A 25,728-nucleotide genomic window follows, 5' to 3' on the forward strand; every position below is an offset into this window, starting at 1 on the left:
TGGTCGCAAAGCTTAGGAGGAGCGTTGATGAGCACAGGAAAGCCCAAGCGGATTACGCTGAATATTTACTTACTCAAAGAGGCATCGAACTCGGCCTCTGAGTGGACGGATAAAGATTTCATAGCAAGCCCCATGGGTTCCAATGGAAAACCTAAAAAAATTGGCACTGAACAGTATCCTCTTGGGCCTGAAGGGGAGTATGGCACTCTTTTCATTCGAAAACCTTTTATAGAGGCCGCTCCAGAATGGTTAAATTTCATTCAGAAGGGTTTAGATAAAGGAGTCAAAACATCCAAATGGACGAATAAGAGCATTTCGGCCATTTTGATTGTGAAAAATGGCGCTCGCCAGTTTGCTATCTCTTTTGGATATGGCCGCTATCTGATCGAGCCAAGGTTAATCGAGGATAGATTTGGTATAAAGGTCGTTCTAAACAGTGTCTCACCAGACAAGATAGCATCAATTGATCGTCAAACATTCGACGCATCCCCACGACTGAGCAGGACACAGACGATCAAAGCAGCATCTGTGTCAGACTACATGATTAATGCTGAGCAGGACTTGCTTCGCGGACTAGTAGGACACACTAAAAGCGCCTATTCAGATATTTTTGGAAAAATAATAGCCGGGATTGATTCATTCAAGGCATCTGTTGCGATAGATCTCTCTGACCTAGGAGACTTCCTGCAACTGGCATTCGAGAGATCCACCTCTAAAGACTATCTTGCTAGAGATGCAGATGGACATGCCAGCGAGTTTTCTTGGGTTGAAAACTTACTCCCGGTCAAAGACAAAGACATTTCCGAAGTACTCGACACAAAACTTTGGCAATCTCTATCCTCTAGTCAAACCAAAAACATGTGGCTCGCCATACCAGACATAATAGACTGGACCTCCGTCACAGGGTTTGCTTACAAACGAACACCTGACAATGACGATATCGACCCAGTGCTAGATTTGGAAAGATTTTTGTCTACATTTAGACAAGGAGCAAATTTAGACACCCTTAAACGACGCGAAATTTTTCTCATTCTTTCGAACGGCAGCCCTCCTAGACCATTTCCTGCTTTTAAATGCCTCTACGCGGAAGTCAAGCACGATGCGAACTTATATATTTTAAATACAGGAAACTGGTTTAAGGTAGAAGCATCTTTCCAGACCGCGGTGGAAAAATACTTCTCGGAGCTACCGAGAAAGCCGTTCGCGCCACCTTTCGCAGAGTATTCGCATGCTGGCGAAGGTCCCTACAATGAGTACGTTTGCGCTCAAGCCCAGAGTTCCCACGCAATGCTTGACAGGCAAATGATAAAATTTGGTGGTAGCTATGATAAAGTTGAGGTCTGTGACATCTACAGAGTGAAAACTCAAACTGAGCGGGGGGAGTTTATCCATGTTAAACGCGGCCGTGGTTCATCGACGCTAAGCCATCTCTTCGCGCAAGGTTTTGTGGCTTCGACCCTCATGGTGAGAGAACCAGGCTTTGTAAAAGATGTAAACTTACAACTAGAAAAGAATAAATTTGACGCAATCCCTGTTAATTTCGAAGCACGCGGCAATGACGTAATCTACGCAATCATTGATGGCCCCGCTTCAACAGCTCTAGATATACCTTTTTTCAGTAAAGTGACCTTACAGAACTACGGGAAGACCATCAGCTCATATGGCTACGTGGTAAAGCTTATGCATATTCCGGAGTCTGCCGCTCACCTTGCTAGTATCGCCCAAAAAACTGCAGCAAAAGCCTCCAAAAAGAAAACAGCCGTTACAAAGAAAAAAACAGTCCGTAAGAAACCTCTTCAGCCAAAGTCCGGGCCTTGACTTGAATCTCCACTCATGAAGGCAAGACATCCAATTTCAATGAGTACACGCACCTCTTTGTATACAGCAGGCGCAGCACCCCAGGCACTTACACATTTTTCTTCGTGAGGAACTGCTTTTGGTCGTAACTTCCAGCCACGACCAAAAGCCGCGTATCAAGCCAGACGAAAATAAAATTTGAGAATTTTCTGGCCCTAAGCGTCCTCACGCCAAGGGCACTTAGCCAATTTTATCCTTTGGCCGCGCGTAAACATCGAGTTAGTAATGTTCCTCAATATAGGCATATGCCTTCTGAAACAGTTCTTTGTCCTTGCTTAGGCCAAATTGCGCCAAAGTCAGCATTAGTGCTTTCTGGATTTCGCGTGGGCCACTGTTGGAGTTCTGCCAACCCTCAAAGCGAGTAGCGTTGACAATTTTATCGATTTGCTCAACCACATCACCAATTAGCTTCGGCGTGGTTTCCGGACGTGTTTCCAGGAAGAGTTTGGTCAGTGCCTGCTTCTTGTCTGCTTCCGTTACCACCGCGTCACCGGTTTCACGCTCAGCCTGAACCGTATCTTTAGCGGCATCCAGTAGGCCCTTAAGCCAATCGATGGCCTTAATTACACCCGCTTCGTATTCTCGCCGCAGTTTCTCCAAGCGCTCGCCCAGCTCGACAAATACAGCCTCGCTATGGCCGCGCAGACGTCCCATCAGGTCTATTTCCAGCCGGCGCGCACGTTTTTCCTGCTCTTTCTCGGTCAGGGTGAAGATCGCGTGCTCATCCATGATCAGCTCATCGATGTCATCGCGTATGCGACTGATATCGGTGTGCTCATGAATCATCTTGATGGTCTCGGGTCCTAACGCGGCCCAGACCAGCGCACCCGTTTGACCAACCGGGCGTACCGACTCATAAATTTGCGCCAACCATTTGTAATCCTGGCGGTAGGGCGTCAGGAAAAGGTCGGGATTGATGGCAGACCAGAGTTTGGCAAGCACACCAAAGGCTGCTGCAAACTCATCGCGGGTTTTGTTGTCCGGCAAGCATTCCTGGGCGGCCAGTATGCCGTCGAAGCCTACCTGGGTACGGTCCACATTCGGGAAGAAGGCAAGACAAAGCTTCAACTGCTCTGGCAGTAACTCCTTGAATTTCTCAATACCTTCGACGATCCCGTCGATCTCTTCTGGGTTATAGGCCAGCGCCGTGCGCAGATTTTCGAATACGCCCAGATAATCGATGATCAAGCCCATACGCTTGACCACCCCATCCGCCTCATACAGACGGTTGGTACGGCACATGGCCTGTAGCAATGTATGGTCGCGCAGTGGCTTGTCCAGGTACATGCAGTAACAGATCGGCGCATCGAAACCGGTCAGCAGCTTGGCGGTCACGATCAGCAGTTGCAGGGGTTGCTTCGGGTCTTTATAAGTTTCCAGCAGACTTTTCTGCGCCTGCTCTTCACTATCGAATTTCTGCCAGCGCTCAAAGTCGATTTGATTAATCGGTAGTTCGAGCTCGTCCTTCCACTTGCTCCAGTCCTTGTTGAGCTTGCCGTTCTCATCCTTCACCGGCGCCTGGTCGAGATTCATGACAACCTCTAGTGCGTCGAAACCCAGCTTGTTACCAAGCAGGTAATACATCTGCACGCAGGCATCGCGGTCATAGACCACCACCATAGCCTTCATCTTTTTCGGCTGTACATGGCTGGTGAAGTGTTCGGCAATGTCGGCGCTGATGGCTTCCATGCGCTTCGGTGCCTTGAGCATCACGGCCAGCTTACCGGCGCGCTTGGACAGAAGAGTTTTTTCATCCTCGTCCAAGTTGTTGTCTTTGACCAGTTGTTCGAACTCTTCATTGATCGCCTCACGGTCGACCCGTAATTCGGCTAAACGAGGCTCAAACTTTACCGGGTTAGTGGCGCCGTCGCGGATTGACTGTTTGTAGCTGTAGCGGTTCATATAGCGGCCGGGGTCCTCATCGGCGCCGAACAGCTTGAAGGTATTTCGCTCGATACCAGATATCGGCGTGCCGGTCAGGCCGTAGAAGTGAGCATTGGGCAGCGCCCAACGCATCTTCTCGCCCAAGCCGCCTTCCTGGGTGCGGTGGGCTTCATCCACCAGCACGATAATGTTATCGCGATTGTTTAGACCAGCTAGGTTGTGCTCATCAATCTCAACATCTTTGAACTTGAAAATGGTGGTGATGAGGATACCGCGACTGTCCTGCTCGATATGCTCACCGAGCTTTTTACAGCTCTGCACCTTGATCAAGTTTTTCACGTCGGCGCCGCCGAAAGTCTCACTAAGCTGGCTGTCCAAGTCGCGGCGGTCGACCACGATCAGCACAGTGGGATTTTTCAGATCGTCGTCGGCACGTAACATTTTGGCCGCGTAGAGCATCAGCAGCGACTTGCCCGAGCCTTGAAAATGCCAGATCAGGCCTTTTTTTACGTAACCCTGTTTGACCCGCTCAACAATCTGCTTGGCCGTCTCAAACTGTGGGTAACGCGGCAGTAATTTGATGCGTTTGGGTGGCGTATCTTTACCGGTTTTATGGGTAGAAAACAGCGCAAAAGAGGCCAGCAGTTGCAATAGGGTTTGTGGGTTCAGTAGCCCTTCAGTGCTCGCCAGCACGGAGGCCAGGGTAGCAGGTATATCCTCACGCTGATCGGTTTGGTGCCAGGGGCCCCAATCCTTGACACGGGCATTGATCGCTCCATAGGCAAAGGTTTTACCCTCACTGGCGAAGCACAGCAGGTTGGGTACGAAGAAAGCTTTCGCATGCTGCCAATAACTCTTTTTGCCGCCCATGAAGTCAGCGGCACCGTCTTGCCAACTGACGCTGGGGCGAGTGGCGCTTTTCACTTCACCTACCACCAGCGGGATGCCGTTCACATACAGCACAATATCGAAGAACACCTCGCCAGCCGCTATGTAATGCACCTGCTGGGCCACCACAAACTGGTTGTTTTTGAGGTTGTCGAAGTCGATCAGATTGATGGTGACGTGCTCACCATTCTCGCCGAAGGCCAGGGTTTTTTCGCCCAGCAGCCACGCTTGGAAATTTTCGTTAGCCCTGACCAAACCACTGTTCGACGCCTCCAGCAGAACACCGCGCAGCTTGTGGATCACCTCATCAGCAGAATCCGGCTGTTTTTCGATAGCTGGGTTTAAAAAGCATAACGCGTCTTTGAGCCACTCATCGACAAAGATATCCTGTGCCTTCTTGGGCAAATTTTCGCCGTGACAGTAAGTCCACTTTACTCCGCTTAAATTTCTTAAACGATCGATTATTCCATTCTCGGTGACGGTTTGCTCATTAAACATGACAGCCTCGGACTATGAGATAACTTCTTCAATAATGCGACTTCTTAAAATCGAATGAGACCTCGACAAACTACCCAGTTGCTCGCGAACATCCAGGAAAGATGAAATAGTCGAAAAAATCAGCGACTGCTCCTCAATCGGAGCAACTGGAACAGGGATTTCTGACAAAGTCCTCTTATTTATCTTTTTCATGCTAGCGCTAGTTCCAGCAGCCACCCGCTGTATTGATCTTCGGCCATACGGAGAAAGAAGATATGCTTCGAGATACTCTTTGACAATCAATTTTTCATTTAGACTCAACCGCATCATCGTGTCTGGAAAAATGACTTTATCTTTACGAGGATTATAAATACCAACAAGACCAACCAAGTCTTGAGTGTTCGCCCTTGATATTAGGAAGTCGCCCTCCTTAAGTTCTAAAGCAGCATCATAATCCGAGATGGCAATTGGCTTCAGCTCTCCGTCCAAAACGTATCCATCAGTCGATAGATTGTTTAAGTTTAAGACGTAACTCCCAGTATCACTTGATACCTCATTAGCCGAGAATCCACTTTGCGGAACACATGTCAGCAGATCCCCAAGGCGCATTGTCTTCCAATCATCAGGTAGTGCAACCTGGCTTGCACCTCGCTCATAATAATTCTTAAAAAATTTTAAATATAAACTTCTTATATTTTCCGCAGAGGATATTTGCAGGTCAATTAGCTTTTCGCTTGCCTCTTGGGATTTGACCAGCAAGTTAAGGATTGCCTCTTGCGCGAAAGAGCAATCTACAGTGAATTCCCAAGAGGCCAATGCTGAGAACTTAGTTCTAGGTGACAGAGATCCAGATGACGTAGCAATCGCGACTCGCCAAAAAGCATCGGATTGAATTATAAACCGCAACAAGCCAGGAATTATTTTAGACGGCTTTGGTTCCAAAACAATAATATCTCCCGAGCAGATGCCATCAAACTCTGCTACGGCACATTTCTTTAAATAAGGACGACGCTTCCCAAGAAGAATTTGCCCTTTTTTAAACACGCGCGTGAAACTCGGGCTATCTTCAGCCACAGAGCCCCAGCGCTTGATTTTTAATGAGCCAGAGTCCAAATGCTCTAATCCGACATAGCGACAATACCCCTCCGCAATCGGATCTCTTGTTGTAGCTTTGATCTCGCGACAAATATCGCCAAATCGCGCACTAAATATGCCACTCATTAATCACCCACCCCGACGCTTAAGACTTCGAGACTCTTAAATAGCCGTCTAGCTCTGCCTTTTAACTTCACACGATTAACTTTCCAAACTTCAATGGCATGTTCAACATCATGTGATTCGTCTTCATCGCGGGCCTGTACATAGAGCGGTATCGATAAATTATGCTGATTCTCACGAATCGTCTCGATTTCCACCAGCGCGGTAATGGCCGGTATCTTGTCCGGGGCACAATAGGCTTCGATCAGCACAGCTAGATCGTCATCCGAAAGCCGGCTTTGGGCGCGCTCACGGGTGACACTCTCGACGCCATTGATGAACAGGACTTTGCCTTTGCGCTCAGTAGGCTTGTTGCAGTTGAGCACCACGACGCAGGATTCCATCGGCGAGTTGTAGAAAAGGTTAGGACCAAGGCCGATCACTGCTTCGATAATGTCCGACTCGATTACCTCTTTACGGATTGCCTGCTCTGAGTCTCGGAACAGCACCCCGTGGGGCCAGAGCATGGCGGCGCGACCAGTGTCGGGCTTCAGGCTTTTGATAATATGGGTGTAAAAGCCATAGTCGGCACAGCCCTGGGGTGGTACGCCATAAAGGTTACGGCCATAAGGGTCGGCCAAGAACTTGTCACGATTCCATTTTTTTATGGAGTACGGCGGGTTGGCAAAGATCACATCAAACTGTTTGAGCTGGTCGTTATCGATAAACTTGGGATCTGCCAAGGTATCGCCGCGCAGTACTTCGAACTCTTCGATCTCGTGCAGGAACATGTTCATACGGGCGATGGCGGAGGTGAGCAGATTCACTTCCTGGCCATAGAGCTTAACACTGCGCCATTCTTTACCTTCGTCCCGCAGGTCCATCACCGCGTTTAGCAACATGCCGCCGGTGCCGCAGGTGGGGTCATAGGCAGTTTCACCGGGTTTGAGACCCATTATACGGGTCATCAGGTGCACCACAGTACGATTGGTGTAGAACTCTGCGGCGGTGTGGCCAGAGTCGTCGGCGAACTTCTTGATTAGGTACTCGTAAGCTTCGCCTAGGTCGTCCTGGGCCACCGACTTGATGCCCAGAGGAATCTTGCTGAAGTGCTGAATCAGGTCGATCAACAAGTGGTCGGGTAGACGCTCTTTGTTGGTCCACTGGGCATCGCCGAATACGCCGTGCAGGCGTTCGTTGTGGATCTCGATCAGGCGTAAGGCATTCTGGATGGCTTCGCCGATGTTCTTGCTGGTATGGCGAACCTTTTCCCAGCGCGCCTCCTGAGGAATATGGAAGCGGTGAAACATGGGCATGGCCGCATAGTCGGCATCGCCCTCGTTGACCTCCATGGCCTCGACATACTCTTCAAGGTAAACGTCGGACAGGCGTTTGTAGAACAGTAAGGGAAAGATGTACTGCTTGTAATCGGAAGCGTCAATCTGCCCGCGCAGGAACTCAGCCGCTCCCCAAAGCAGGTCCTCAAGTTTCTTTTTTCCAAGTTGAGAGGCTTGGTTTTTCTGATACTCAATCATTTTTACTAATCTTGTCTGATAGCTGATGAGCAATCTGGCTCAGGTCGGCGAAGCGTTTATCTGATCCGACGGGATATTCAAGTTGGCGTTGATAAAACTGCTTGTACTGCGACTCGGCATGTTGCTTGATGAACTGCGAGGTGTCGCTGCAGGCGCTATCCGTGCTCATAGCTCAAACCCTTCCTTGATGAGCATTTCCTCCAGCTCCTGCTCGGCCTGCTCCAGCGCAGCCAGTTTCTGTCGAAAGTCCTTGAGCGCCTCTTCGCCAGTGATGGCTTCCTCTTCCAGCGGCTTTTGCACATAGCGCGCAATGTTCAGGTTGAAGTCGTTCTCGGCAATTTCACTGAGCGGCACCCAACGCGCTACGCCTTCTAATGCTACCGCAGAGGGGCCCTGCTGATACTGCTCTAAGTAGATCTGGAAAATCTGATCCGCCTGGGCATTGCTCAGGGTGTTTTGCGCACGGCCTTTGGTGAAAATCTCCTCGGCATTGATGATAAGTACATGGTCCTGATGCTCATCAGGGCGCTTCCTGCGCAGCAACAGGATGCACGCCGGGATAGCTGTGCCGTAAAACAGGTTAGGCGCGACGCCGATAATGGCTTCGATGCGGTTTTCTTTGAGCAGGCTGGTGCGGATTCGGTCCTCTGCCGCACCGCGGAACAGCACGCCATGAGGCAGAACCACCGCCATTCGCCCATTGGCATTGAGAGAGGCGAACATATGCTGAACCCAGGCAAAATCACCGTTGGTTTTCGGGGCCAGGCCGTGAATGTTGCGGCTGTAGGCGTCCGCCGCCCATTGTTCATGCCCCCACTCACTGAGACTGAACGGTGGATTAGCGATCACACAATCAAAGGTTTCGAGCCGGTCGTAAATCAGGAACTTTGGCTCACGCAGGGTATCTCCACGAACAATCTCAAAGTCTTCCTGGCCGTGGAGGAACAGGTTCATGCGGGCAATTGCTTCAGTAGTTAAGTTCTTTTCCTGACCTTTAAGCTTCAGCAGCCGGGGATCACCCGCACTATCTCGAACGTGGTGAATGGTCTCCAGCAACATGCCGCCCGTACCGCAAGCCGGGTCATAAACGCTTTCACCCGCTTTGGGATCAAGAATGTTGACCATCAGCCGCACAATAGTCCGGGGGGTGTAGAACTCACCGGCTTTCTTGTTGGCTTTGTCGGCAAAACGCTTAATCAGGTATTCGTAGGCGCGACCCATATCGTCGTTACGAACGCTGGCAACCCCGAGATCGACTTTATTGAAGTGGTTGAGCAGCGTTGCAAGGAGCTCATCCGACAAGCGTTCTTTATTTGTCCAGCTAGCGTCACCGAATATGCCATGCAGTTGAGGGTTCGCTTGCTCTACGCCCAGAAAAGCGTCCCTGAGTGCTTTACCGATGTCGCGAGACTTGGCGAACACGTCATCCCAATGGCTGCCAACAGGCACCTGAATGCGATGGAAGATCTTCTCACGCGCAAGGTCCGCGCTGCCGACCTTGGCCAGTACCTCTTCAAACTCTTCGTCGTAGACATCGCAGATCCTTTTGAAGAACAGGATCGGGAATATATAGGTTTTATAGTCAGAGGCATCGATGGGGCCGGTGATGATGTGCGCGGCGTGCCATAGGTGGGCTTCAAGGTCTTTTAAATTAATCAGGGTCATTTTTACTCGAAAAAATCTTGCGCAGCTGGTCGGGTAGCCTGCTCCGCTGGATGGCTACGGATCAACCAATTGTACTGGATATCATCGAACGGTACGCACGCGACCTAGGGACAAGCCTCGGGCGCGCAGCAGATCGGGGCGAAAAACCTCAGACAACTGTGCTCAAGGCTGATGAACGACGGTGCCGCCGGTTTGATTCGCTGCCCAATGCCGACCCAAGGCCTACTGAGGGAGCAGGAGCTCGCACAGGTCTGTCGACGCTGTCTGACGCTCTGCTCATGCCGGCTGAGATCGGGCATAGGTCGGCTACCTAGAGATACTACTGTTTCTCGCCAGGCGAAGAATCGGTGGCACGGTATTCCAAATGGTATTCCTGCCTAAAGCTCAAAACCGAAATTAGGCCTATTAATCAGTTTATTATCGAGCTGATTCAAATTACCCCGGCTCGCAGGAGCGGCCTACTAAGCTACTGACGCATTCGGCCATGTGCCTTACAGCGGGGATAAGCGCGGAACACGAAAGGAGACTTAGCGAAAGCGTTAAGAGAAAGGTGAACATTCAGACTGGCTGCACGGCCTACAGCGCGCCTCTTCTACCCCACAAACAAAAAAGCCACCCGAAGGTGGCTTAATCGTTTAAATAATGGTCGGGACGGAGTGATTCGAACACTCGACCCCTTGCACCCCATGCAAGTGCGCTACCGGGCTGCGCTACGCCCCGACTGGGCTTGAAGCATGTTCTCAATCTTGCCGAGAACGTTGAAGAATGTACCCTAACCCTCTGATAAATGAAACCTTTTTCTCAAAAAATTTTCCACCGATCAGAAAAAGCCCAGCTCACTTCTTCAAAACCACCAGCACATCCTCCAACTCAACAATCATCTGCCGAATCAGCTGCTTGTACTGGCTAGATTCATCCTTAGCCTCATCACTGGAAAGCCGCAACCGGGCCCCGCCAATGGTGAACCCCTGGTCATAAAGCAGCGCACGAATCTGGCGGATCATCAGCACATCTTGGCGCTGGTAATACCGCCGGTTCCCCCGCCGCTTCACAGGGTTAAGCTGGTCGAACTCCTGCTCCCAATACCGCAGCACGTGCGGCTTTACCGCACAAAGCTCGCTTACTTCACCAATGGTGAAGTAGCGTTTGCCCGGTATGGGGGGCAGTTCGTCGTTATGGCTTGGTTCCAGCATAGGCCTCAACCCGGGCCTTCAACTTCTGCCCTGGACGAAAGGTGACGACGCGCCGTGCAGTGATCGGGATCTCTTCCCCTGTCTTGGGGTTGCGGCCCGGCCGCTGGCGTTTGTCGCGAAGGTCGAAGTTGCCGAAACCGGACAGCTTCACCTGCTCGTTCTCTTCAAGTGCGTGCCGAATTTCTTCGAAAAACAGCTCGACCAGCTCCTTGGCCTCACGCTTGTTAAGCCCCAGCTCCTCGTACAGCCTTTCGGCCATCTCAGCTTTCGTCAGAGCACCCATGCCGTTATTTCCTTAACGTGGTGTTCAACCTTTGTTCAAGCGAGGTGAGGATGTTTTGCAGGGTAGTGTTCACCTCATCGTCGTTAAGAGTGCGCGATGGATGCTGCCAGGTCAAGCCGACGGCAAGGCTTTTTCTATCAGGATCAATGCCTTTACCTTGGTAGACATCAAACAGCCTGAGGTCTGTGAGCCATTCGCCTGCATTGTCACGAATTAATTCAAGCACCGCGCTAGAAGCTACATCACGTCCTGCGATTAAAGCCAGGTCGCGACGGGTTTCCGGGAACTTGGACAGCTCGCTGAATTTCGGCAGGCGGCCTTCGACCACGTCGCCCAGCACCAGCTCGAACAGGAACACCGGGCGGTCCAGGCCCAGGGCTTTGGCCAGCTCTGGGTGGATGGCGCCGAGGTAGCCGACCAGTTTGCCGTCACGCTCAATGGCGGCGGTTTGGCCTGGGTGCAGGGCTGGGTGTTTCCCGGCGCTGAAGGTGAAGTCGCTCAGGGCGCCGGAGTAGCCCAGCAGGGCTTCGACGTCGGCTTTGACGTCGAAGAAGTCGACGCCGTCGCGGCCGTTGGCCCAGCCTTCTGGCAGGCGGCTACCGGTGATAACGCCAGCAATCATTGGCTGCTGCTGCAGGTCACCCAGCTGGCCAACGAAACGCAGGCCGCTTTCGAACAGGCGCACGCGGTCTTGCTGGCGGTTCAGGTTGTGCTGCAGTGCCTTGACCAGGCCCGGCCACAGGGACGCACGCATGGCGGCCATGTCGCTGGAGATGGGGTTGGCCAGCAGCAGCGGCTCTACGCCCGGGCTGAACAGTTCGAACAGTTTCGGGTCGATGAAGCTGTAGGTGATGGCTTCCTGGTAGCCGCGGGCAACCAGCAGGCGGCGCAGGGTTGGCAGGTCGCCGCGGGTTTCCGGCTTGCCCTGTGGGGCCAGGCGGGCTTGCGGGTAGCGAACCGGCAGGTTGTTGTAGCCGTACAGGCGGGCCAGCTCTTCGATCAGGTCCACTTCCAGGCTGATGTCGAAGCGGTGGCTCGGGACGTTGACGGTCCACTCCCCTGCCCCATTGCTGGCGGTGGTCAGTTCCAGGGCGTTGAGCAACTGCTCGACCTGGGCTGGGTCCATCTGCATGCCGAGCATCTGGGTGATGCGTTCGGCGCGCAGGGTGACCGGGGCCACCTTCGGCAGGTGCTGTTCGCTGACGGCTTCGACCACCGGGCCGGCTTCGCCGCCGACGATGTCCAGCAGCAGCTGGGTAGCGCGCTCGATGGCTTCGCGGGCCAGCTGCGAGTCGACGCCGCGCTCGTAGCGGTGCGAGGCATCGGTGTGCAGGCCGTAGGAACGGGCTTTACCGGCGACGGAAATCGGCTCGAAGAAGGCGCTTTCCAGGAACAGGTCGCGGGTTTTTTCGGTGTTTACACCGCTGTGCTCGCCACCCATGACGCCGGCGATGGCCAGGGCGCGGGTGTGGTCGGCGATGACCAGGGTGTCGGCGCGCAGGGCAACTTCCTGGCCGTCGAGCAGGACGAGTTTTTCGCCCTCTTCGGCCATGCGTACGCGGATGCCGCCGTTGATTTCTGCCAGGTCGAAGGCGTGCATCGGCTGGCCGAGTTCGAGCATCACGTAGTTGGTGATGTCGACGGCGGCGTCGATGCTGCGCACGTCGCTGCGGCGCAGGCGTTCGACCATCCACAGTGGGGTCGGCTTGCTGAGGTCGACGTTACGGATAACGCGGCCCAGGTAGCGTGGGCAGGCCGCCCGGGCGCTGACTTCGACCGGGCGCACTTCGTCGTGGGCAGGCGCTACGGCCGGCACGACCGGGCGGGTGACCGGGGTGTCGTACAGGGCACTGACGTCACGGGCGAGGCCGGCGATGGACAGGCAGTCACCGCGGTTCGGCGTCAGGCCGATTTCGATGCTGGCGTCGTCCAGGCTCAGGTAGGTGCGAATGTTTTCGCCAACCGGGGCATCAGCCGCCAGTTCCAGCAGGCCGTCGTTCTCTTCGCTGATTTCCAGCTCGGCCGCCGAGCACAGCATGCCGAAGGACTCGACGCCGCGCAGCTTGGCCTTTTTGATCTTGAAGTCGCCAGACAGCTCGGCGCCGATCATGGCGAACGGAATCTTGATGCCTGGGCGGGCGTTAGGCGCGCCGCACACGACCTGGAAGGTTTCCTGGCCGTTGGTCACCTGGCACACGCGCAGCTTGTCGGCGTCCGGGTGTTGTTCGGTGGCGAGGATTTCGCCCACGACAATGCCGCTGAACTGGCCGGCAGCGGGGGTAACGCTGTCGACTTCGAGGCCGGCCATGGACAGGCGGGCGACCAGTTCGTCACGGGAGACTTGCGGGTTTACCCAACCGCGCAGCCACTGTTCACTGAATTTCATGCTGTTCTCCTGAAAGTTGCGTCGGGCATTGACCTAGCGGAATTGCGCGAGGAAGCGCAGGTCGTTGTCGAAGAACAGACGCAAATCGTTGACGCCGTAGCGCAGCATGGCCAGGCGCTCGGCGCCCATGCCGAAGGCGAAGCCCTGGAACTCTTCAGGGTCGATGCCGGACATGCGCAGCACGCTTGGGTGCACCATGCCGCAGCCCATTACTTCCAGCCAGCCGGTTTGCTTGCACACGCGGCAGCCGTTGCCGGAACACATCACGCACTGGATGTCGACTTCGGCGGACGGCTCGGTGAAGGGGAAGAACGATGGGCGGAAACGCACCGCCAGTTCTTTTTCGAAGAACACACGCAGGAATTCTTCGATGGTGCCCTTGAGGTCGGCGAAGTTGATATCGCGATCAATCAGCAGGCCTTCGACCTGGTGGAACATCGGCGAGTGGGTGATATCCGAGTCGCAGCGGTATACGCGGCCTGGGCACACAATGCGGATTGGCGGCTGGGTGGACTCCATGGTCCGCACCTGCACCGGCGAGGTGTGGGTACGCAGCAGCATGTTGGCATTGAAGTAGAAGGTGTCGTGCATCGCCCGGGCCGGGTGGTGGCCAGGGATGTTGAGCGCTTCGAAGTTGTGGTAGTCGTCTTCGACCTCTGGGCCTTCGGCAATGCCGTAGCCGATGTGGGTGAAGAACTGCTCGATGCGCTCGAGTGTACGGGTGATCGGGTGCAAGCCACCGGTGGCCTGGCCGCGGCCTGGCAGGGTGACGTCAATGCATTCGGCAGCCAGGCGAGCGCTGAGCTCGGCTTCTTCAAAGGCGGCCTTGCGGGCATTGAGCACAACGGTGACGCGCTCTTTGGCGTCGTTGATCAGCGCGCCGACTTTCGGCCGCTCTTCGGCTGGCAGGTTGCCCAGGGTCTTCATCACCTGGGTCAGCTCGCCCTTCTTGCCGAGATAATTAACCCGGATCTGTTCCAGGGCATTGATGTCTTCAGCGCGCTCCACGGCCTCTAGGGCTTGGGAGACCAGCGCATCCAGGTTTTCCATGTACAGACTCCAGATACGAAAATAGGGGAAGAGCTTTGAAGGCTCTTCCCCTATCGATGACGTTCAATGCCCGACGGCGCTAGCGCCGCCGGGTGATTGTCGCGGGTACTTAAGCCAGAACGGCTTTAGCTTTCTCGACAATCGCAGCAAACGCCGCTTTTTCGTTCACTGCCAGATCGGCCAGAACCTTACGGTCGATTTCGATCGAAGCCTTTTTCAGGCCAGCAATCAGACGGCTGTAGGACAGACCGTTGTTGCGGGCACCGGCGTTGATACGAGCGATCCACAGTGCGCGGAACTGACGCTTCTTCTGGCGACGGTCGCGGTAGGCGTATTGGCCTGCCTTGATGACCGCTTGCTTGGCTACGCGGAATACGCGCGAGCGTGCACCGTAGTAACCTTTAGCCAGTTTCAGAATTTTCTTGTGACGCTTACGAGCGATGACGCCACGCTTAACACGAGCCATGAGTAACTTCCTCTATCTTAACCAGAATTAACGAACGCGCAGCATGCGCGCGACTTTCGCCACGTCAGACGGGTGCAGCAAGCTGCTACCGCGCAGTTGACGCTTACGCTTGGTCGACATTTTGGTCAGGATGTGGCTCTTGAAAGCGTGCTTGTGCTTGAAGCCCGAAGCTGTCTTCAGGAAGCGCTTCGCAGCACCGCTTTTGGTTTTCATTTTTGGCATGTTGGAACTCCGCATTCGATAAAATTACACATAATCATCAGGCCTGCCGTGCCCGGGAGATTACTTCTTTTTCTTGGGGGCGATGACCATCATAAGCTGGCGTCCTTCCATCTTAGGATGCTGCTCAACGGTGCCGTATTCAAGCAGGTCAGCTTCAACCCGCTTCAACAGCTCCATGCCCAGCTCCTGGTGGGCCATCTCACGACCACGGAATCTCAGAGAGATCTTGGCCTTGTCCCCATCGGTAAGGAAACGTACCAGGTTGCGTAGTTTTACCTGGTAATCCCCATCCTCCGTCCCTGGACGAAACTTGATTTCTTTGATCTGGATCTGCTTCTGGTTTTTCTTGGCTTCGTTGGCCTGCTTCTTCTTCTCGAAGAGGTGCTTGCCGTAGTCCATGACCTTGCAGACGGGTGGTAACGCGTCTGCAGAGATTTCTACCAGATCCAGCTTCGCTTCATCAGCGATACGCAGCGCTTCATCAATCGAGACGATGCCAACCTGCTCGCCGTCTGCGCCAATTAACCGAACCTCGCGGGCCGAGATATTCTCGTTGATCGGGGCCTTCGGTACAGCACGCTTATCGTTTCTCATTTCACGCTTAATAGTCATTACTCCGATTCTTGGCGACCACGCCGGGAAACCGCTTGTGTCAGAAGCTCAGCGAATTGGGCGACGGGCATGGAGCCCAGGTCTGCGCCTTCGCGAGTACGCACTGCAACGGTTTGCGTTTCGACTTCGCGATCCCCTATAACCAAAAGGTACGGGACCTTGAGCAAAGTATGCTCGCGGATTTTAAAGCCGATCTTCTCATTTCTCAAGTCCGACTTGGCACGGAAACCGCTACCGTTCAGAGATTTCTCAACCTCGAGGGCGAAATCGGCCTGTTTGTCGGTGATATTCATGATCACCGCCTGGGTCGGAGCCAGCCACGCCGGGAACACGCCAGCGTAGTGTTCGATCAGCATGCCGATGAAGCGCTCGAACGAACCGAGGATGGCGCGGTGCAGCATGACCGGGCGAACACGGCTGTTGTCTTCGGCGATGTAGCTCGCATCCAGACGCTCTGGCAGGTTCGGATCGTACTGCAGGGTACCACACTGCCAGCTACGGCCGAGGCAGTCGCGCAGGGTAAACTCGATTTTCGGGCCGTAGAAGGCGCCCTCGCCCGGCTGGTATTCCCACTCAAGGCCCGATTCGTTCAGGGCGTCGGCCAGTGCGCTTTCGGCACGGTCCCACAGCTCTTCGGAACCGACACGCTTGGCCGGACGAGTGGACAACTTCATGGCGATGTCGCTGAAGCCGAAGTCCTTGTACACGTCCAGGGTCAGCTTGATGAAGTCGGCGGCTTCTTTCTTCACCTGATCTTCGGTGCAGAAGATGTGCGCGTCGTCCTGCACGAAGCCACGCACGCGCATGATGCCGTGCAGGGCGCCGGACGGCTCGTTACGGTGGCAGGCACCGAACTCGGCCAGGCGCAGCGGCAGGTCGCGGTAGCTTTTCAGGCCCTGGTTGAACACCTGCACGTGGCACGGGCAGTTCATCGGTTTTACCGCGTAGTCACGGCTTTCCGACGAAGTGGTGAACATGTTCTCGGCGTAGTTGGACCAGTGGCCCGAACGCTCCCAGAGAATGCGATCGACAACCTGCGGGGTCTTGATTTCCAGGTAGCCGTTGGCGCGTTGTACCTGACGCATGTACTGCTCGAGTACCTGGTACACGGTCCAGCCGTTGGCGTGCCAGAACACCATGCCCGGGGCTTCTTCCTGCAGGTGGAACAGGTCGAGCTGCTTGCCGATCTTGCGGTGGTCGCGTTTTTCGGCTTCTTCGATGCGCTGAACGTAGGCAGCCAGCTGCTTCTTGTCGGCCCAGGCGGTGCCGTACACGCGCTGCAGCTGCTCGTTCTTGGCATCGCCGCGCCAGTAGGCACCGGACAGCTTGGTCAGCTTGAATGCCTTGAGGAAGCGGGTGTTCGGCACGTGCGGACCACGGCACATGTCGACGTATTCTTCGTGGTAGTACAGGCCCATGGCCTGTTCATCCGGCATGTCTTCGACCAGGCGCAGCTTGTAGTCTTCGCCACGGGCCTTGAACACGTCGATGACTTCGGCGCGCGGGGTCACCTTCTTGACCACGTCGTAGTCTTTCTCGATCAGCTCCATCATGCGCTTTTCGATGGCGGCCATGTCTTCAGGGGTGAAGGGGCGCTCGTAGGCGATGTCGTAATAGAAGCCTTCGTCGATAACCGGGCCGATCACCATCTTGGCGGTCGGGTACAGCTGCTTCACGGCGTGGCCAACCAAGTGGGCGCACGAGTGACGGATGATCTCCAGTCCCTCTTCATCTTTAGGGGTGATGATCTGCAGGGTGGCGTCGTGGCTGATCAGGTCGCAAGCATCGACCAGTTTGCCGTCGACCTTGCCGGCGACGGTGGCCTTGGCCAGGCCGGCGCCGATAGAGGCGGCAACGTCGGCTACGGATACGGCGTGATCAAACGAACGTTGACTGCCATCGGGAAGAGTAATAGTGGGCATGGCGCCTCCTCTCCTAGTGGTGACCCCTACCAAAGGTCACGTGGGTTGGGATGAGCCAGTACAAGATCCGACCTGCCCTCCTTTATAAGGAAGCCTGCCTCACAGTGGCAGAAGCCTTTCGGCTTGCAAGGGACGAACCAGAGTGACTGGAAAGAAAAAAGATAGCTGCAGCCGGCACAGCGCGACCACAAGCCGAGCATGCTAGCACGCGGGTTGCACCCCAGGCAGAAATATTTGGAAATTGCACCGCAGCGGTGAACTAACGCGGAAAAATACCGCTCAGACTTTGGGAAGCAACCTACTCTTGATGAGACCTTAACCCAAGGAGTAACTGGTTATGCGAGTTCCGTCTCTTCTGGCCCTGGCGGCCGCTGGCGCCCTGCTGCTGCCCGTGGCTGCCAACGCTGGCAACTTCCCAGCCGGGAAGGAAGCCGCCTACACAACCCAGTGCACGCAGGTGGCCGCTGGCCAAGGCGTCGACGCTGCGACCGCGAAGAAGCACTGCGATTGTGGCGCCAAGGCCATCAAAAAGAATTTCACCGACGCGGAGATTGCCGACCTGGACAGCCAGGATGGCGTGGACGCCAAGCTGATGCAGAAGGCGCAAACGGTAGTGAAACAGGCCTGCGCGCCCCAGGGCTGAAACCTTAAAGCCGGGGTTGGCGATAATTTTTTTGCCCTAGATCAACATCTAGTGAAGGTAAAAGGCGCTACATCCGCAGAATTAGACTATGATGTGTTCTGTGCCAGGCAGCTCAGGCGCCTGTGGCACTTCGAAAAAATTCAAGTTTCTGGAGATTCATCCCATGTCCAATCGCCAAACCGGCACCGTCAAATGGTTCAATGATGAGAAAGGCTTCGGCTTCATCACCCCACAAGGCGGCGGCGACGACCTGTTCGTTCACTTCAAGGCCATCGAATCCGACGGCTTCAAGAGCCTGAAAGAAGGCCAGACTGTTTCCTTCGTCGCCGAGCGCGGCCAGAAGGGCATGCAGGCTGCACAGGTTCGTCCGGAGTAATTCGGAAGCTGTGAAAAAACCCGCCCTTGTGGCGGGTTTTTTTATGGGCGTTTGCCAGGCGGCACACGCTGCTCTTTGTAGGAGCGGCCTTGCCGGGGCGCCGGACCGGTCGGAATGGGCCGCGAAGCGGCCCCAGGTTTTTAGCTTCGCCGCATGAAATGCCGGGGCCGCTTTGCGGCCCATCGCGACACAAGGCCGCTCCTACAGGGACCGCATGGGCCTTTAGAGCTGCATCAACCGCAGTTGACGCGGGTTACCTTGCCCTGTTCGTCCACGTTCAGGTTCAGGCGGTCGGAGCGGTACTCCAGGGTTACCACATCGTGCGGCTTGAGAATGCGTGCCGTCTGCGAGCCACTGGCCTTGCGCGCCTGCTCCAGCAGCTCGGCGCTGCCTGGTTTGCCAATGGCAAAATCGGCGCCGCTGGCTTCGCAGCGGCCATCGTTGCCAGCCGATGCGGCTGGCGCATCGCCACCAGCGTTGCCACCTGTGCTGCAACCAGCCAGGACAGCAGCCACCGCCAGGGTTGCCAGGTAAGCACGGGTACGGAACATGAAGCCTCCTAAATGGGTCCGGGAACTGTCTGTTCCGACAGCTCCGCTCAGTATTCGTTGCAAAACCGGTCAAGTCTGCCTCAACTCTAGCACCGAGGCGAAAAGCAATCGTGACCGGATTTTGCACAACCCCCTGCGTTTGCCATATGCTTAGCGCACGGTCACTGGCGCAAAGCCATGATTTGCTGCAAGAAGTGGAGCGCATCCCGCCTCCATCGAACACCAGGGTCAGGTGTTCACCCCTTCGTTCCGGGCCCCCAGCGAGAGCTTTTCATGAGTACCCATAGCATCGATGCCGACATCAAGGTCAAATGGGCCGAGGGCCAGAGCGCGTACAGCCCTGGCACACCGGAGGAATTGTTGTTGATCGCCATCGACCTGTTGGTACGCGACAACGGCGCCGAGGCGGCACGCAGCTTCATCGACCAGGTGTTCGAGCGCTACGCGCCGCACGCGGCTATTCCAATCGCGCCAGACGTGCGCTGAGCAGGTCGAACAGCCCCTGGGCATCGCCCTGCTCCACCCACAGCACATTCGCCGGCTGCTTGAGCACGCCGTACCAGTCGGCAATGGTCTGGCCGAAGGTCGGGCCTTCGCGGCTGTCGATGCTCATATGAATGCGTCGGCCGCTGAACAGCTCAGGCTTTAACAGGTAGGCAATGACGCTGGCGTCATGCACCGGGCCGCCGGGCATGCCGTACAGGTCCATGTCGTGGGCAATGTACGCCTTAAGGATATCCACCACGCGCTTGCTGGCCTGGTTGTTCACGGCTGCCAGTTGTTTCAGGCGGGCGTCACTGGTCAACAGCTTGTGGGTGACGTCCAACGGCAGGTAGGTGAGTTGCACGCCGCTGGCCAGCACCACTTCGGCGGCGTGCGGGTCGGCGTAGAGGTTGAATTCTGCTGCCGGGGTGATGTTGCCGCCATTGAAGTGGGCACCGCCCATAACCACCACCTCCTTGATGCCCTTGGCGATGTCCGGGCGCTGGATCAACGCCAGGGCCAGGTTGGTCTGCGGGCCGAGCATGGCAACGGTGATGCTGTGCGGTTTGGCTGCGCCGAGGGTGTCGACCAGGTATTGCACGGCATTGCCCTGGGCCAGGGGCGCTTTTGGCTCGTGAACCTGCACACCGGTAAGGCCCTCTTCGCCATGCACGTCAGCGGCGTAGATGGGTGTGCGTACCATTGGGCGGCCGGCGCCGGCGTACACGGGGATGTCTTCGCGCCCCGCCCATTCGCGGGCCAGGCGGGCGTTGCGCGAGGTTTTATCCAGGCGCACGTTGCCGGCCACTGTGGTGATGGCGCGGATATTGAGCTCGTCGGGCGAGGCCATGGCCAGGAACAGCGCGACCACGTCGTCGGCGCCGGGGTCGGTGTCGATGATCAGGTCGATGGGGGCGGCCTGGAGGGTGGTGGCGGTGGCCATGAAGGCGATTCCTTGTAGCAGGGGTTTGAGCATGGGGCACTCCTGTTGCCAGAGCATGATTATGAAGGCTAACCGCAATCCTCTGTGGGAGCGGGCATGCCCGCGAAGAATTCAACTCGGTGAATGGCACCGGCGTTGCCGGTGTTCGCGGGCACGCCCGCTCCCACAGAGATCTGTACAGGCCAACCCGACGAGCTAGAAGGTGACGCCTGAGATCAGGGCGATGTTGCTGTAGGGCTGGCACTCACCGGTCCGCACCACCGCTCGGGCACTGCGCGACAGCACTTTGAAATCTTCATGGCTAAGCCATTCGCGCTTGCCCAGCTTGCCCTTCAACCGCTCGATCTCGACCAGCGCCGGCGGCACCACTTTCTGCATTTCTTCCGCCAGCACATGCCGTTCTACCTGCAACTCGCTCAGCACCACGCGCAACACGCTGGCGAAATCCGGCAGGCCGGGCGTGATGGCCAGGTCGATCATTTCAACACCCGGCGGCACTGGCAGCCCGGCATCGCCGATCACCAGGATATCGCCATGCCCCATGCCGGCAATGACCCGCGACAGGGCAACGTTCAGCAAGGGGGTTTTCTTCATGGTGTCAGCTCCGCCAGGTAGGGAATGGACGGCTGGGCACCGGCACGTGTAACCGACAAGGCGGCGGCACGCTGGCCAAAGGCAATGGCCTCGCCCTCCTCCAGCCCCCGCACCAGCCCGGCAGCAAAGCCGCCAATGAAGGTATCGCCAGCAGCCGTGGTGTCCAGCGGTTGCACCACAGGCGCCGGGAAATGCTGATGCCCATTGGCAGTCACCAACAAGGCCCCTTGCGCACCCAAGGTAATGATCACTTTGCCCGCACCCAGTTGCAGCAAGCGCTCACCGGCGCGCCGGGCGCTGTCCTGGTCAGTGACGGCCACGCCGGTCAGGGCTTCGGCCTCGCTTTCGTTAGGCGTGAGGTAATCGATGCGGGCAAACCAGTCCGCCGGCAAGGGGCCGGTGGCCGGCGCCGGGTTCAGGATCACCTGTTTGCCCAATTCATGCGCCCTGGCCAGGGTCCAGGCCACGGTGTCGGCCGGCACTTCCAGCTGGCAGATGACCACCTCGGCCGCCTGCAGCAATGCATCGAAGCGCTGTACCGACTGCGGCGTCAGCAGGCCGTTGCCGCCGGGAATGATGACAATGCAGTTCTGGCTGGCAGCATCCACGGTGATCAGTGCCACACCGCTGGACATACCCGGGCACGTGCTGACGCCCTGGCAGTCGATGCCCTCGACATACAGGGCCCGGTGTAACTGCCGACCATAGTCATCGTCACCCACGTTGCCGATCATCGCCACGCTGCCGCCCAGCCGTGCCACCGCCACGGCCTGGTTGGCACCCTTGCCGCCCGGCACGGTGAAAAAGCTTTCGCCGGGGAGTGTTTCGCCGGCCCGGGGCAGGCGCTGGGCGCGGGCCACCAGGTCCATATTGAGGCTGCCGACCACCACAACCTTGGCATTCATGACGTTTCCTTAGCGTTAGCGGTAATCGTTGAACAAGTCCGGGCGCGGCCCGGTGGACTCACGCAGCACGATGCGCGGGGCAACAATGCGTTGCTCCGCCGCGCCTTGCCGGGGTGTACCTATACGTGTCAGCAACAGTGAAGCGGCGCTCTCGCCCAGCTCGCGAATCGACTGGCCCACCGTGGTCAACGGCGGGTACACATAGCGGCTGAGCTCGATGTCGTCGAAGCCGATCACCGACAGCTCGCCGGGTACGCTGATATTGCGTTCGGCTGCCGCACGCAGCACGCCGAAACCGATCATGTCGTTGCCGGCAAAAATCGCCGTGGGCCGCTTGCCCTCCAGCACCTGCGCCGCTGCGGCATGCCCACCCGGGCTGGTGAAGTCGCAGTGCAGCACACGGCTGCCCAGCACCGGCACGCCGACTTCGGCCATGGCACGGCGGAAGCCGTTCAGGCGCAGCTGGGTTACCCCGGTTTCGGCGGGGCCGCCAATATAGGCGACGTCGCGGTGGCCAAGCTCCAGCAGATGCTGGGTGGCCAGGTATGCGCCCTGCTCGTGGTCGATGCGCACCAGGTCGGCATCGACGCCTTCCAGCTCACGGTCGACGATAACCATCGGCGTGCGCACGCAGGCCAGGCTTTGCAGCAGGTCGCTGTCCTGGCCCACCGAAGCCACTACCAGGCCGTCGATGCGCTTTTCCAGCAGCACGCGCAGGTAACTGCGCTGCTTCTGTGGGTTGTCGTCGGAGTTGCACAAAATCACACAGTAGCCGTTGCGCTCGCAGGCATCTTCAATGCCCCGTGCCAGCTCGGCGAAGTACGGGTTGACGCTGTTGGGCACCAGCAGGCCGATGGTGGCCGTGCTGCGCGCCTTGAGTGAGCGCGCCACCGCACTGGGCACGTAGTCCAGCTCGATAATGGCGGCTTCAACCTTCTGCCGCACGTGTTCGCTCACCGGCCGGGTCTTGTTCAGTACATGGGACACGGTGGTGTAGGAAATGCCCGCCAGTGCCGCGACGTCTTTGATGGTTGCCATATTGTCAGTTCCGCCGGGCTGCACGCCGGCTGCGGTAAGTGTCGAGCACCACGGCGATGACGATCACCGCCCCGGTGATGATGCGTTTGGTCGGCTCGCTGGCGCCAATCTGCGCCAGCCCGGCGGCCAGTACGGAAATGATCAGGACGCCAAAGAAGGTGCTGATGACCGAGCCACGCCCGCCCATCAGGCTGGTGCCGCCGATCACCACGGCGGCGATCACCTGCAGCTCCAGGCCAGAGCCGGCATTGGGGTCTGCTGCTTCCAGGCGGGATATCTGGAACAGCGCAGCCAAGCCGGCGAGCAGCCCCATCAGGGCGAACACCAGCACTTTGTACGGGCGCGGGTCGATGCCCGCCAGGCGCACGGCCTCTTCATTGGTACCGATACCGATCAGGTAGCGGCCGAACACCGTGCGGGTCAGCACCAGGTGGGCGAGCACAATCACCAGCAAGGCAATGATGAACGCTGGCGAAATACCAAAGGCAACCGGGTTGGAAAACCAGGCATAGGCATCGCCGATATAGGCGGTGCGCGAGTCGGTTAACTGGTAGGCCAGGCCGCGGGCCATTTCCAGCACGCCAAGCGAGACGATGAACGAGGGAATACGCCAGGCCACGGTAACGCCGCCGGTGATGCTACCGGCCAGTGCGGCCACGGCCATGCCCAGCAGGGCCGACGGCAGCGCGCTCCAGCCCCAGCCGAGGATCGCCACACTTACGGCAGAAGCCGCCAGGGCCAGCACCGAGCCCACCGACAGGTCGATGCCGCCGATGATCAGCACGAAGGTCATGCCCACCGCCAACACCATCAGGTCGGGGATCTGGTTGGCCAGGGTGCTGAAGGTGTTGTACGACCAGAAGTGGCTGCTAAGGAACGAGAACAGCACAATCATCGCCAGCAAGGCGCCAGCCAGGCCCAGGTAAGTGCCCAGGCCAAAGTAGGTGCCACTGCGGCGCACAGCGGCGGCGCCTTGGCTATCGAGCGGGGTGGTTTTCATGCGTCCGTCCTGGGGGCTGCAGCGTGCAGCAGTGCGTCACGTTTCTGATAACCGGCAAAGGCCGCGGCCAGCAGCTGGTCCTGGCTCCAATGGTCACGGTCGAAGGTGTCGATCAGGCGACCGGCCGACAGCACGGCGATGCGGTCGCAGATCAGCATCAGCTCGCGCAGGTCGCTGGACACCACCACCAGCGCCTTGCCCTGGCGCGCCAGTTCGGCCAGCAGGCCATAGATGTCGAACTTGGCACCCACGTCGATGCCACGGGTGGGCTCGTCGAACAGCAGCACCTGGCAGTCGCGCTCCAGCCAGCGCCCGATCACCACCTTCTGCTGGTTGCCGCCAGACAGCTCGCCCACAACCTGGTGGGCGCCGGCACTGCGAATGCGCATGGCCTGGATCTGGCGCTCGGCCAAGGCCTGTTCCGCCTGGCCATCGAGCACACCGGCCCGCGACACCGCGCCCAGGTTGCCCAAGGCGATGTTGGCGCTGATCGACTGCGTCAGCAGCAGGCCCTCGCCTTTGCGGTCTTCGGTAATCAGCGCGATGCCCGCCTTCACGGCGGCCTTGGGCGAGTCGATGGTGACCGCTTGTAGTGGCTGGCCGAGCGCGATGCTGCCACTGTCGGCACGGTCGGCGCCGTAGATCAGCCGCAACAGCTCGGTACGCCCGGCGCCGATCAAGCCGGAGATGCCGAAGATCTCCCCTGCCCTGACCTCGAACGACACCTCGCGCACCTTGTCAGCACGGCTGAGCTTGTCGACCTTCAACAGCGGCGCACCGATCTGCCGACGGCCCAGGTCGATATGCTCGCCCAGCTCGCGGCCAACCATCAGGTTGACCAGCTCGGTACTGCTGTAGCGCTGGATCGGCTCATCGCACACCAGTTTGCCGTCGCGCAGCACGACGATGCGCTGTGCCACGCGCTGCAGTTCCTCCAGGCGGTGGGAAATGTAGACGATGGCCACGCCACGCTGGCGCAGGCGCTCGATCTGGGTGAACAGCAGCTCCACCTCGCGCGCGGTGAGCATCGCCGTGGGCTCATCGAAGATCAGCACATGGCAGTCGCCGATCAGGTTGCGGGCAATCTCGACCATCTGCTGGTGGCCAATGCCCAGCTCGCCGACCGGGGTGTCCGGGTCGATGGCGTCGAGCCCGACCTGGGCCATGGCGGCCGTGGCCAACTGGCGCAGGCGCTTGTGGCTGATCCAGCCGAAGCGGCTGGGCAGGTTGTCGAGAAACAGGTTTTCCGCCACGGTCAGCGTCGGCAGCAGGTTCAGCTCCTGCATGACCATGCGCACACCAAGGCGCTCGGCCTCGCTGCGGCTGGCAGGCGCGTAGGCCTGGCCGCGGTAGGTCATGTGCCCGGTGGTGGGCACCTCCAGGCCGCTGATCAGCTTGGACAGCGTACTCTTGCCCGCGCCGTTCTCGCCGGTCAGGGCCAGCACTTCCCCGGCGCGCAGGCTCAGGCTGACCTCGCCGAGCACGGGCTGGGCGTAGGTCTTGCCCAGGCCGCTGGCGGCGAGCATCACTTCGTTGGCCGATGCAGACATGGCCGTTT

At 57.4% G+C, this 25,728-nt stretch carries 24 protein-coding genes and 1 tRNA gene; 4 read left to right on the forward strand and 21 right to left on the reverse strand.

Annotation, left to right across the window (positions count from 1 at the left end):
• Positions 1 to 27 precede the first annotated feature (27 nt).
• Positions 28 to 1,818 carry a TIGR04141 family sporadically distributed protein gene (locus AK81_RS28255; RefSeq protein WP_081042067.1) on the forward strand — a complete coding sequence of 597 codons (1,791 nt, stop codon included), beginning with the start codon at positions 28 to 30 and terminating at the stop codon, positions 1,816 to 1,818.
• A gap of 258 nt (positions 1,819 to 2,076) precedes the next feature.
• Here the strand turns inward: AK81_RS28255 and AK81_RS13545 are convergent, their stop codons facing one another.
• The 14 genes from AK81_RS13545 to thrS all read right to left on the reverse strand — a co-directional run bounded on the left by AK81_RS13545 (position 2,077) and on the right by thrS (position 17,637).
• A complete protein-coding gene (locus AK81_RS13545) occupies positions 2,077 to 5,127 on the reverse strand; it encodes a type I restriction endonuclease subunit R (protein WP_043199718.1) in 3,051 nt (1,016 codons plus the stop codon).
• A gap of 12 nt (positions 5,128 to 5,139) precedes the next feature.
• The gene (locus AK81_RS28260) at positions 5,140 to 6,327 is read right to left on the reverse strand and encodes a restriction endonuclease subunit S (RefSeq protein ID WP_081042068.1); all 1,188 of its coding nucleotides are present in this window, start codon (positions 6,325 to 6,327) and stop codon (positions 5,140 to 5,142) included.
• Positions 6,327 to 7,838, reverse strand: coding sequence for a type I restriction-modification system subunit M (locus tag AK81_RS13550; protein ID WP_043199720.1), 1,512 nt, complete (start codon positions 7,836 to 7,838; stop codon positions 6,327 to 6,329). The genes AK81_RS28260 and AK81_RS13550 overlap by 1 nt, the downstream gene beginning before the upstream one ends.
• On the reverse strand, positions 7,831 to 8,007 hold the full coding sequence (locus AK81_RS30135; RefSeq protein WP_160325558.1) for a hypothetical protein: 177 nt from the start codon (positions 8,005 to 8,007) through the stop codon (positions 7,831 to 7,833). Before AK81_RS30135 ends, AK81_RS13550 begins: the two co-directional genes overlap by 8 nt.
• A complete protein-coding gene (locus tag AK81_RS13555; protein ID WP_043199721.1) occupies positions 8,004 to 9,503 on the reverse strand; it encodes a type I restriction-modification system subunit M in 1,500 nt (499 codons plus the stop codon). The genes AK81_RS30135 and AK81_RS13555 overlap by 4 nt, the downstream gene beginning before the upstream one ends.
• 643 nt (positions 9,504 to 10,146) lie before the next feature.
• Positions 10,147 to 10,223: transfer RNA gene (locus AK81_RS13560), tRNA-Pro, on the reverse strand.
• Positions 10,224 to 10,339: 116 nt separating this feature from the next.
• On the reverse strand, positions 10,340 to 10,696 hold the full coding sequence (locus AK81_RS13565) for a MerR family transcriptional regulator (protein ID WP_003250681.1): 357 nt from the start codon (positions 10,694 to 10,696) through the stop codon (positions 10,340 to 10,342).
• Positions 10,677 to 10,979 (reverse strand): integration host factor subunit alpha, encoded by a 303-nt coding sequence (gene ihfA, locus AK81_RS13570; RefSeq protein ID WP_003250679.1) that lies wholly within the window; start codon positions 10,977 to 10,979, stop codon positions 10,677 to 10,679. The genes AK81_RS13565 and ihfA overlap by 20 nt, the downstream gene beginning before the upstream one ends.
• A gap of 4 nt (positions 10,980 to 10,983) precedes the next feature.
• Positions 10,984 to 13,365, reverse strand: a complete 2,382-nt coding sequence (gene pheT, locus AK81_RS13575; protein WP_043199725.1) for a phenylalanine--tRNA ligase subunit beta — start codon at positions 13,363 to 13,365, stop codon at positions 10,984 to 10,986.
• 33 nt (positions 13,366 to 13,398) lie between these two features.
• Complete coding sequence (gene pheS / locus AK81_RS13580; RefSeq protein ID WP_016487883.1) at positions 13,399 to 14,415, reverse strand: phenylalanine--tRNA ligase subunit alpha; 1,017 nt, start codon at positions 14,413 to 14,415, stop codon at positions 13,399 to 13,401.
• 109 nt (positions 14,416 to 14,524) lie between these two features.
• Positions 14,525 to 14,881: a 50S ribosomal protein L20 gene (gene rplT / locus AK81_RS13585; protein WP_009394046.1), complete on the reverse strand. Its 357-nt coding sequence runs from the start codon at positions 14,879 to 14,881 to the stop codon at positions 14,525 to 14,527.
• Positions 14,882 to 14,908: 27 nt separating this feature from the next.
• Complete coding sequence (gene rpmI / locus AK81_RS13590) at positions 14,909 to 15,103, reverse strand: 50S ribosomal protein L35 (protein ID WP_008100408.1); 195 nt, start codon at positions 15,101 to 15,103, stop codon at positions 14,909 to 14,911.
• 60 nt (positions 15,104 to 15,163) lie between these two features.
• The gene (infC, locus tag AK81_RS13595; RefSeq protein ID WP_193393763.1) at positions 15,164 to 15,715 is read right to left on the reverse strand and encodes a translation initiation factor IF-3; all 552 of its coding nucleotides are present in this window, start codon (positions 15,713 to 15,715) and stop codon (positions 15,164 to 15,166) included.
• The gene (thrS, locus tag AK81_RS13600; RefSeq protein WP_043199728.1) at positions 15,715 to 17,637 is read right to left on the reverse strand and encodes a threonine--tRNA ligase; all 1,923 of its coding nucleotides are present in this window, start codon (positions 17,635 to 17,637) and stop codon (positions 15,715 to 15,717) included. Before thrS ends, infC begins: the two co-directional genes overlap by 1 nt.
• 337 nt (positions 17,638 to 17,974) lie before the next feature.
• Between thrS and AK81_RS13605 the strand changes: the two genes are divergently transcribed.
• Positions 17,975 to 18,280, forward strand: coding sequence for a hypothetical protein (locus AK81_RS13605; RefSeq protein WP_043199730.1), 306 nt, complete (start codon positions 17,975 to 17,977; stop codon positions 18,278 to 18,280).
• 163 nt (positions 18,281 to 18,443) lie between these two features.
• Positions 18,444 to 18,656 (forward strand): cold-shock protein, encoded by a 213-nt coding sequence (locus tag AK81_RS13610; RefSeq protein ID WP_012273095.1) that lies wholly within the window; start codon positions 18,444 to 18,446, stop codon positions 18,654 to 18,656.
• A gap of 233 nt (positions 18,657 to 18,889) precedes the next feature.
• Here the strand turns inward: AK81_RS13610 and AK81_RS13615 are convergent, their stop codons facing one another.
• Complete coding sequence (locus AK81_RS13615) at positions 18,890 to 19,207, reverse strand: I78 family peptidase inhibitor (RefSeq protein ID WP_043199732.1); 318 nt, start codon at positions 19,205 to 19,207, stop codon at positions 18,890 to 18,892.
• A gap of 273 nt (positions 19,208 to 19,480) precedes the next feature.
• On the opposite strand from AK81_RS13615, the gene AK81_RS13620 reads away from it, so the two are divergent.
• Positions 19,481 to 19,693 carry a hypothetical protein gene (locus AK81_RS13620; protein ID WP_016499011.1) on the forward strand — a complete coding sequence of 71 codons (213 nt, stop codon included), beginning with the start codon at positions 19,481 to 19,483 and terminating at the stop codon, positions 19,691 to 19,693.
• Here the strand turns inward: AK81_RS13620 and AK81_RS13625 are convergent.
• The 6 genes from AK81_RS13625 to AK81_RS13650 form a co-directional block, all read right to left on the reverse strand.
• Entirely contained in the window at positions 19,665 to 20,666 is a 1,002-nt protein-coding gene (locus AK81_RS13625) for a nucleoside hydrolase (protein WP_043199734.1), read from the reverse strand. The genes AK81_RS13620 and AK81_RS13625 overlap by 29 nt on opposite strands.
• A 162-nt stretch (positions 20,667 to 20,828) precedes the next feature.
• Positions 20,829 to 21,227: a D-ribose pyranase gene (gene rbsD, locus AK81_RS13630; protein WP_043199736.1), complete on the reverse strand. Its 399-nt coding sequence runs from the start codon at positions 21,225 to 21,227 to the stop codon at positions 20,829 to 20,831.
• On the reverse strand, positions 21,224 to 22,132 hold the full coding sequence (rbsK, locus tag AK81_RS13635) for a ribokinase (protein ID WP_043199737.1): 909 nt from the start codon (positions 22,130 to 22,132) through the stop codon (positions 21,224 to 21,226). The genes rbsD and rbsK overlap by 4 nt, the downstream gene beginning before the upstream one ends.
• Before the next feature lie 15 nt (positions 22,133 to 22,147).
• Entirely contained in the window at positions 22,148 to 23,170 is a 1,023-nt protein-coding gene (locus AK81_RS13640; RefSeq protein WP_043199738.1) for a LacI family DNA-binding transcriptional regulator, read from the reverse strand.
• Between the two features lie 4 nt (positions 23,171 to 23,174).
• Complete coding sequence (locus AK81_RS13645) at positions 23,175 to 24,170, reverse strand: ABC transporter permease (protein ID WP_043199739.1); 996 nt, start codon at positions 24,168 to 24,170, stop codon at positions 23,175 to 23,177.
• Positions 24,167 to 25,720 carry a sugar ABC transporter ATP-binding protein gene (locus tag AK81_RS13650; RefSeq protein WP_043199740.1) on the reverse strand — a complete coding sequence of 518 codons (1,554 nt, stop codon included), beginning with the start codon at positions 25,718 to 25,720 and terminating at the stop codon, positions 24,167 to 24,169. The genes AK81_RS13645 and AK81_RS13650 overlap by 4 nt, the downstream gene beginning before the upstream one ends.
• Positions 25,721 to 25,728: the final 8 nt, after the last annotated feature.

The sequence above is a fragment of the Pseudomonas putida W15Oct28 genome, from assembly GCF_000708715.2.
GTDB lineage: Bacteria > Pseudomonadota > Gammaproteobacteria > Pseudomonadales > Pseudomonadaceae > Aquipseudomonas > Aquipseudomonas putida_R.

Bases quoted from the DNA above. Each gene is read 5' to 3' on its own strand.
- AK81_RS28255 (WP_081042067.1), top strand. From the start codon at position 28: ATGAGCACAGGAAAGCCCAAGCGGATTACGCTGAATATTTACTTACTC.
- AK81_RS13545 (WP_043199718.1), bottom strand. From the start codon at position 5,127: ATGTTTAATGAGCAAACCGTCACCGAGAATGGAATAATCGATCGTTTA.
- AK81_RS28260 (WP_081042068.1), bottom strand. From the start codon at position 6,327: ATGAGTGGCATATTTAGTGCGCGATTTGGCGATATTTGTCGCGAGATC.
- AK81_RS13550 (WP_043199720.1), bottom strand. From the start codon at position 7,838: ATGATTGAGTATCAGAAAAACCAAGCCTCTCAACTTGGAAAAAAGAAA.
- AK81_RS30135 (WP_160325558.1), bottom strand. From the start codon at position 8,007: ATGAGCACGGATAGCGCCTGCAGCGACACCTCGCAGTTCATCAAGCAA.
- AK81_RS13555 (WP_043199721.1), bottom strand. From the start codon at position 9,503: ATGACCCTGATTAATTTAAAAGACCTTGAAGCCCACCTATGGCACGCC.
- AK81_RS13565 (WP_003250681.1), bottom strand. From the start codon at position 10,696: ATGCTGGAACCAAGCCATAACGACGAACTGCCCCCCATACCGGGCAAA.
- ihfA (WP_003250679.1), bottom strand. From the start codon at position 10,979: ATGGGTGCTCTGACGAAAGCTGAGATGGCCGAAAGGCTGTACGAGGAG.
- pheT (WP_043199725.1), bottom strand. From the start codon at position 13,365: ATGAAATTCAGTGAACAGTGGCTGCGCGGTTGGGTAAACCCGCAAGTC.
- pheS (WP_016487883.1), bottom strand. From the start codon at position 14,415: ATGGAAAACCTGGATGCGCTGGTCTCCCAAGCCCTAGAGGCCGTGGAG.
- rplT (WP_009394046.1), bottom strand. From the start codon at position 14,881: ATGGCTCGTGTTAAGCGTGGCGTCATCGCTCGTAAGCGTCACAAGAAA.
- rpmI (WP_008100408.1), bottom strand. From the start codon at position 15,103: ATGCCAAAAATGAAAACCAAAAGCGGTGCTGCGAAGCGCTTCCTGAAG.
- infC (WP_193393763.1), bottom strand. From the start codon at position 15,715: ATGACTATTAAGCGTGAAATGAGAAACGATAAGCGTGCTGTACCGAAG.
- thrS (WP_043199728.1), bottom strand. From the start codon at position 17,637: ATGCCCACTATTACTCTTCCCGATGGCAGTCAACGTTCGTTTGATCAC.
- AK81_RS13605 (WP_043199730.1), top strand. From the start codon at position 17,975: ATGCGAGTTCCGTCTCTTCTGGCCCTGGCGGCCGCTGGCGCCCTGCTG.
- AK81_RS13610 (WP_012273095.1), top strand. From the start codon at position 18,444: ATGTCCAATCGCCAAACCGGCACCGTCAAATGGTTCAATGATGAGAAA.
- AK81_RS13615 (WP_043199732.1), bottom strand. From the start codon at position 19,207: ATGTTCCGTACCCGTGCTTACCTGGCAACCCTGGCGGTGGCTGCTGTC.
- AK81_RS13620 (WP_016499011.1), top strand. From the start codon at position 19,481: ATGAGTACCCATAGCATCGATGCCGACATCAAGGTCAAATGGGCCGAG.
- AK81_RS13625 (WP_043199734.1), bottom strand. From the start codon at position 20,666: ATGCTCAAACCCCTGCTACAAGGAATCGCCTTCATGGCCACCGCCACC.
- rbsD (WP_043199736.1), bottom strand. From the start codon at position 21,227: ATGAAGAAAACCCCCTTGCTGAACGTTGCCCTGTCGCGGGTCATTGCC.
- rbsK (WP_043199737.1), bottom strand. From the start codon at position 22,132: ATGAATGCCAAGGTTGTGGTGGTCGGCAGCCTCAATATGGACCTGGTG.
- AK81_RS13640 (WP_043199738.1), bottom strand. From the start codon at position 23,170: ATGGCAACCATCAAAGACGTCGCGGCACTGGCGGGCATTTCCTACACC.
- AK81_RS13645 (WP_043199739.1), bottom strand. From the start codon at position 24,170: ATGAAAACCACCCCGCTCGATAGCCAAGGCGCCGCCGCTGTGCGCCGC.
- AK81_RS13650 (WP_043199740.1), bottom strand. From the start codon at position 25,720: ATGTCTGCATCGGCCAACGAAGTGATGCTCGCCGCCAGCGGCCTGGGC.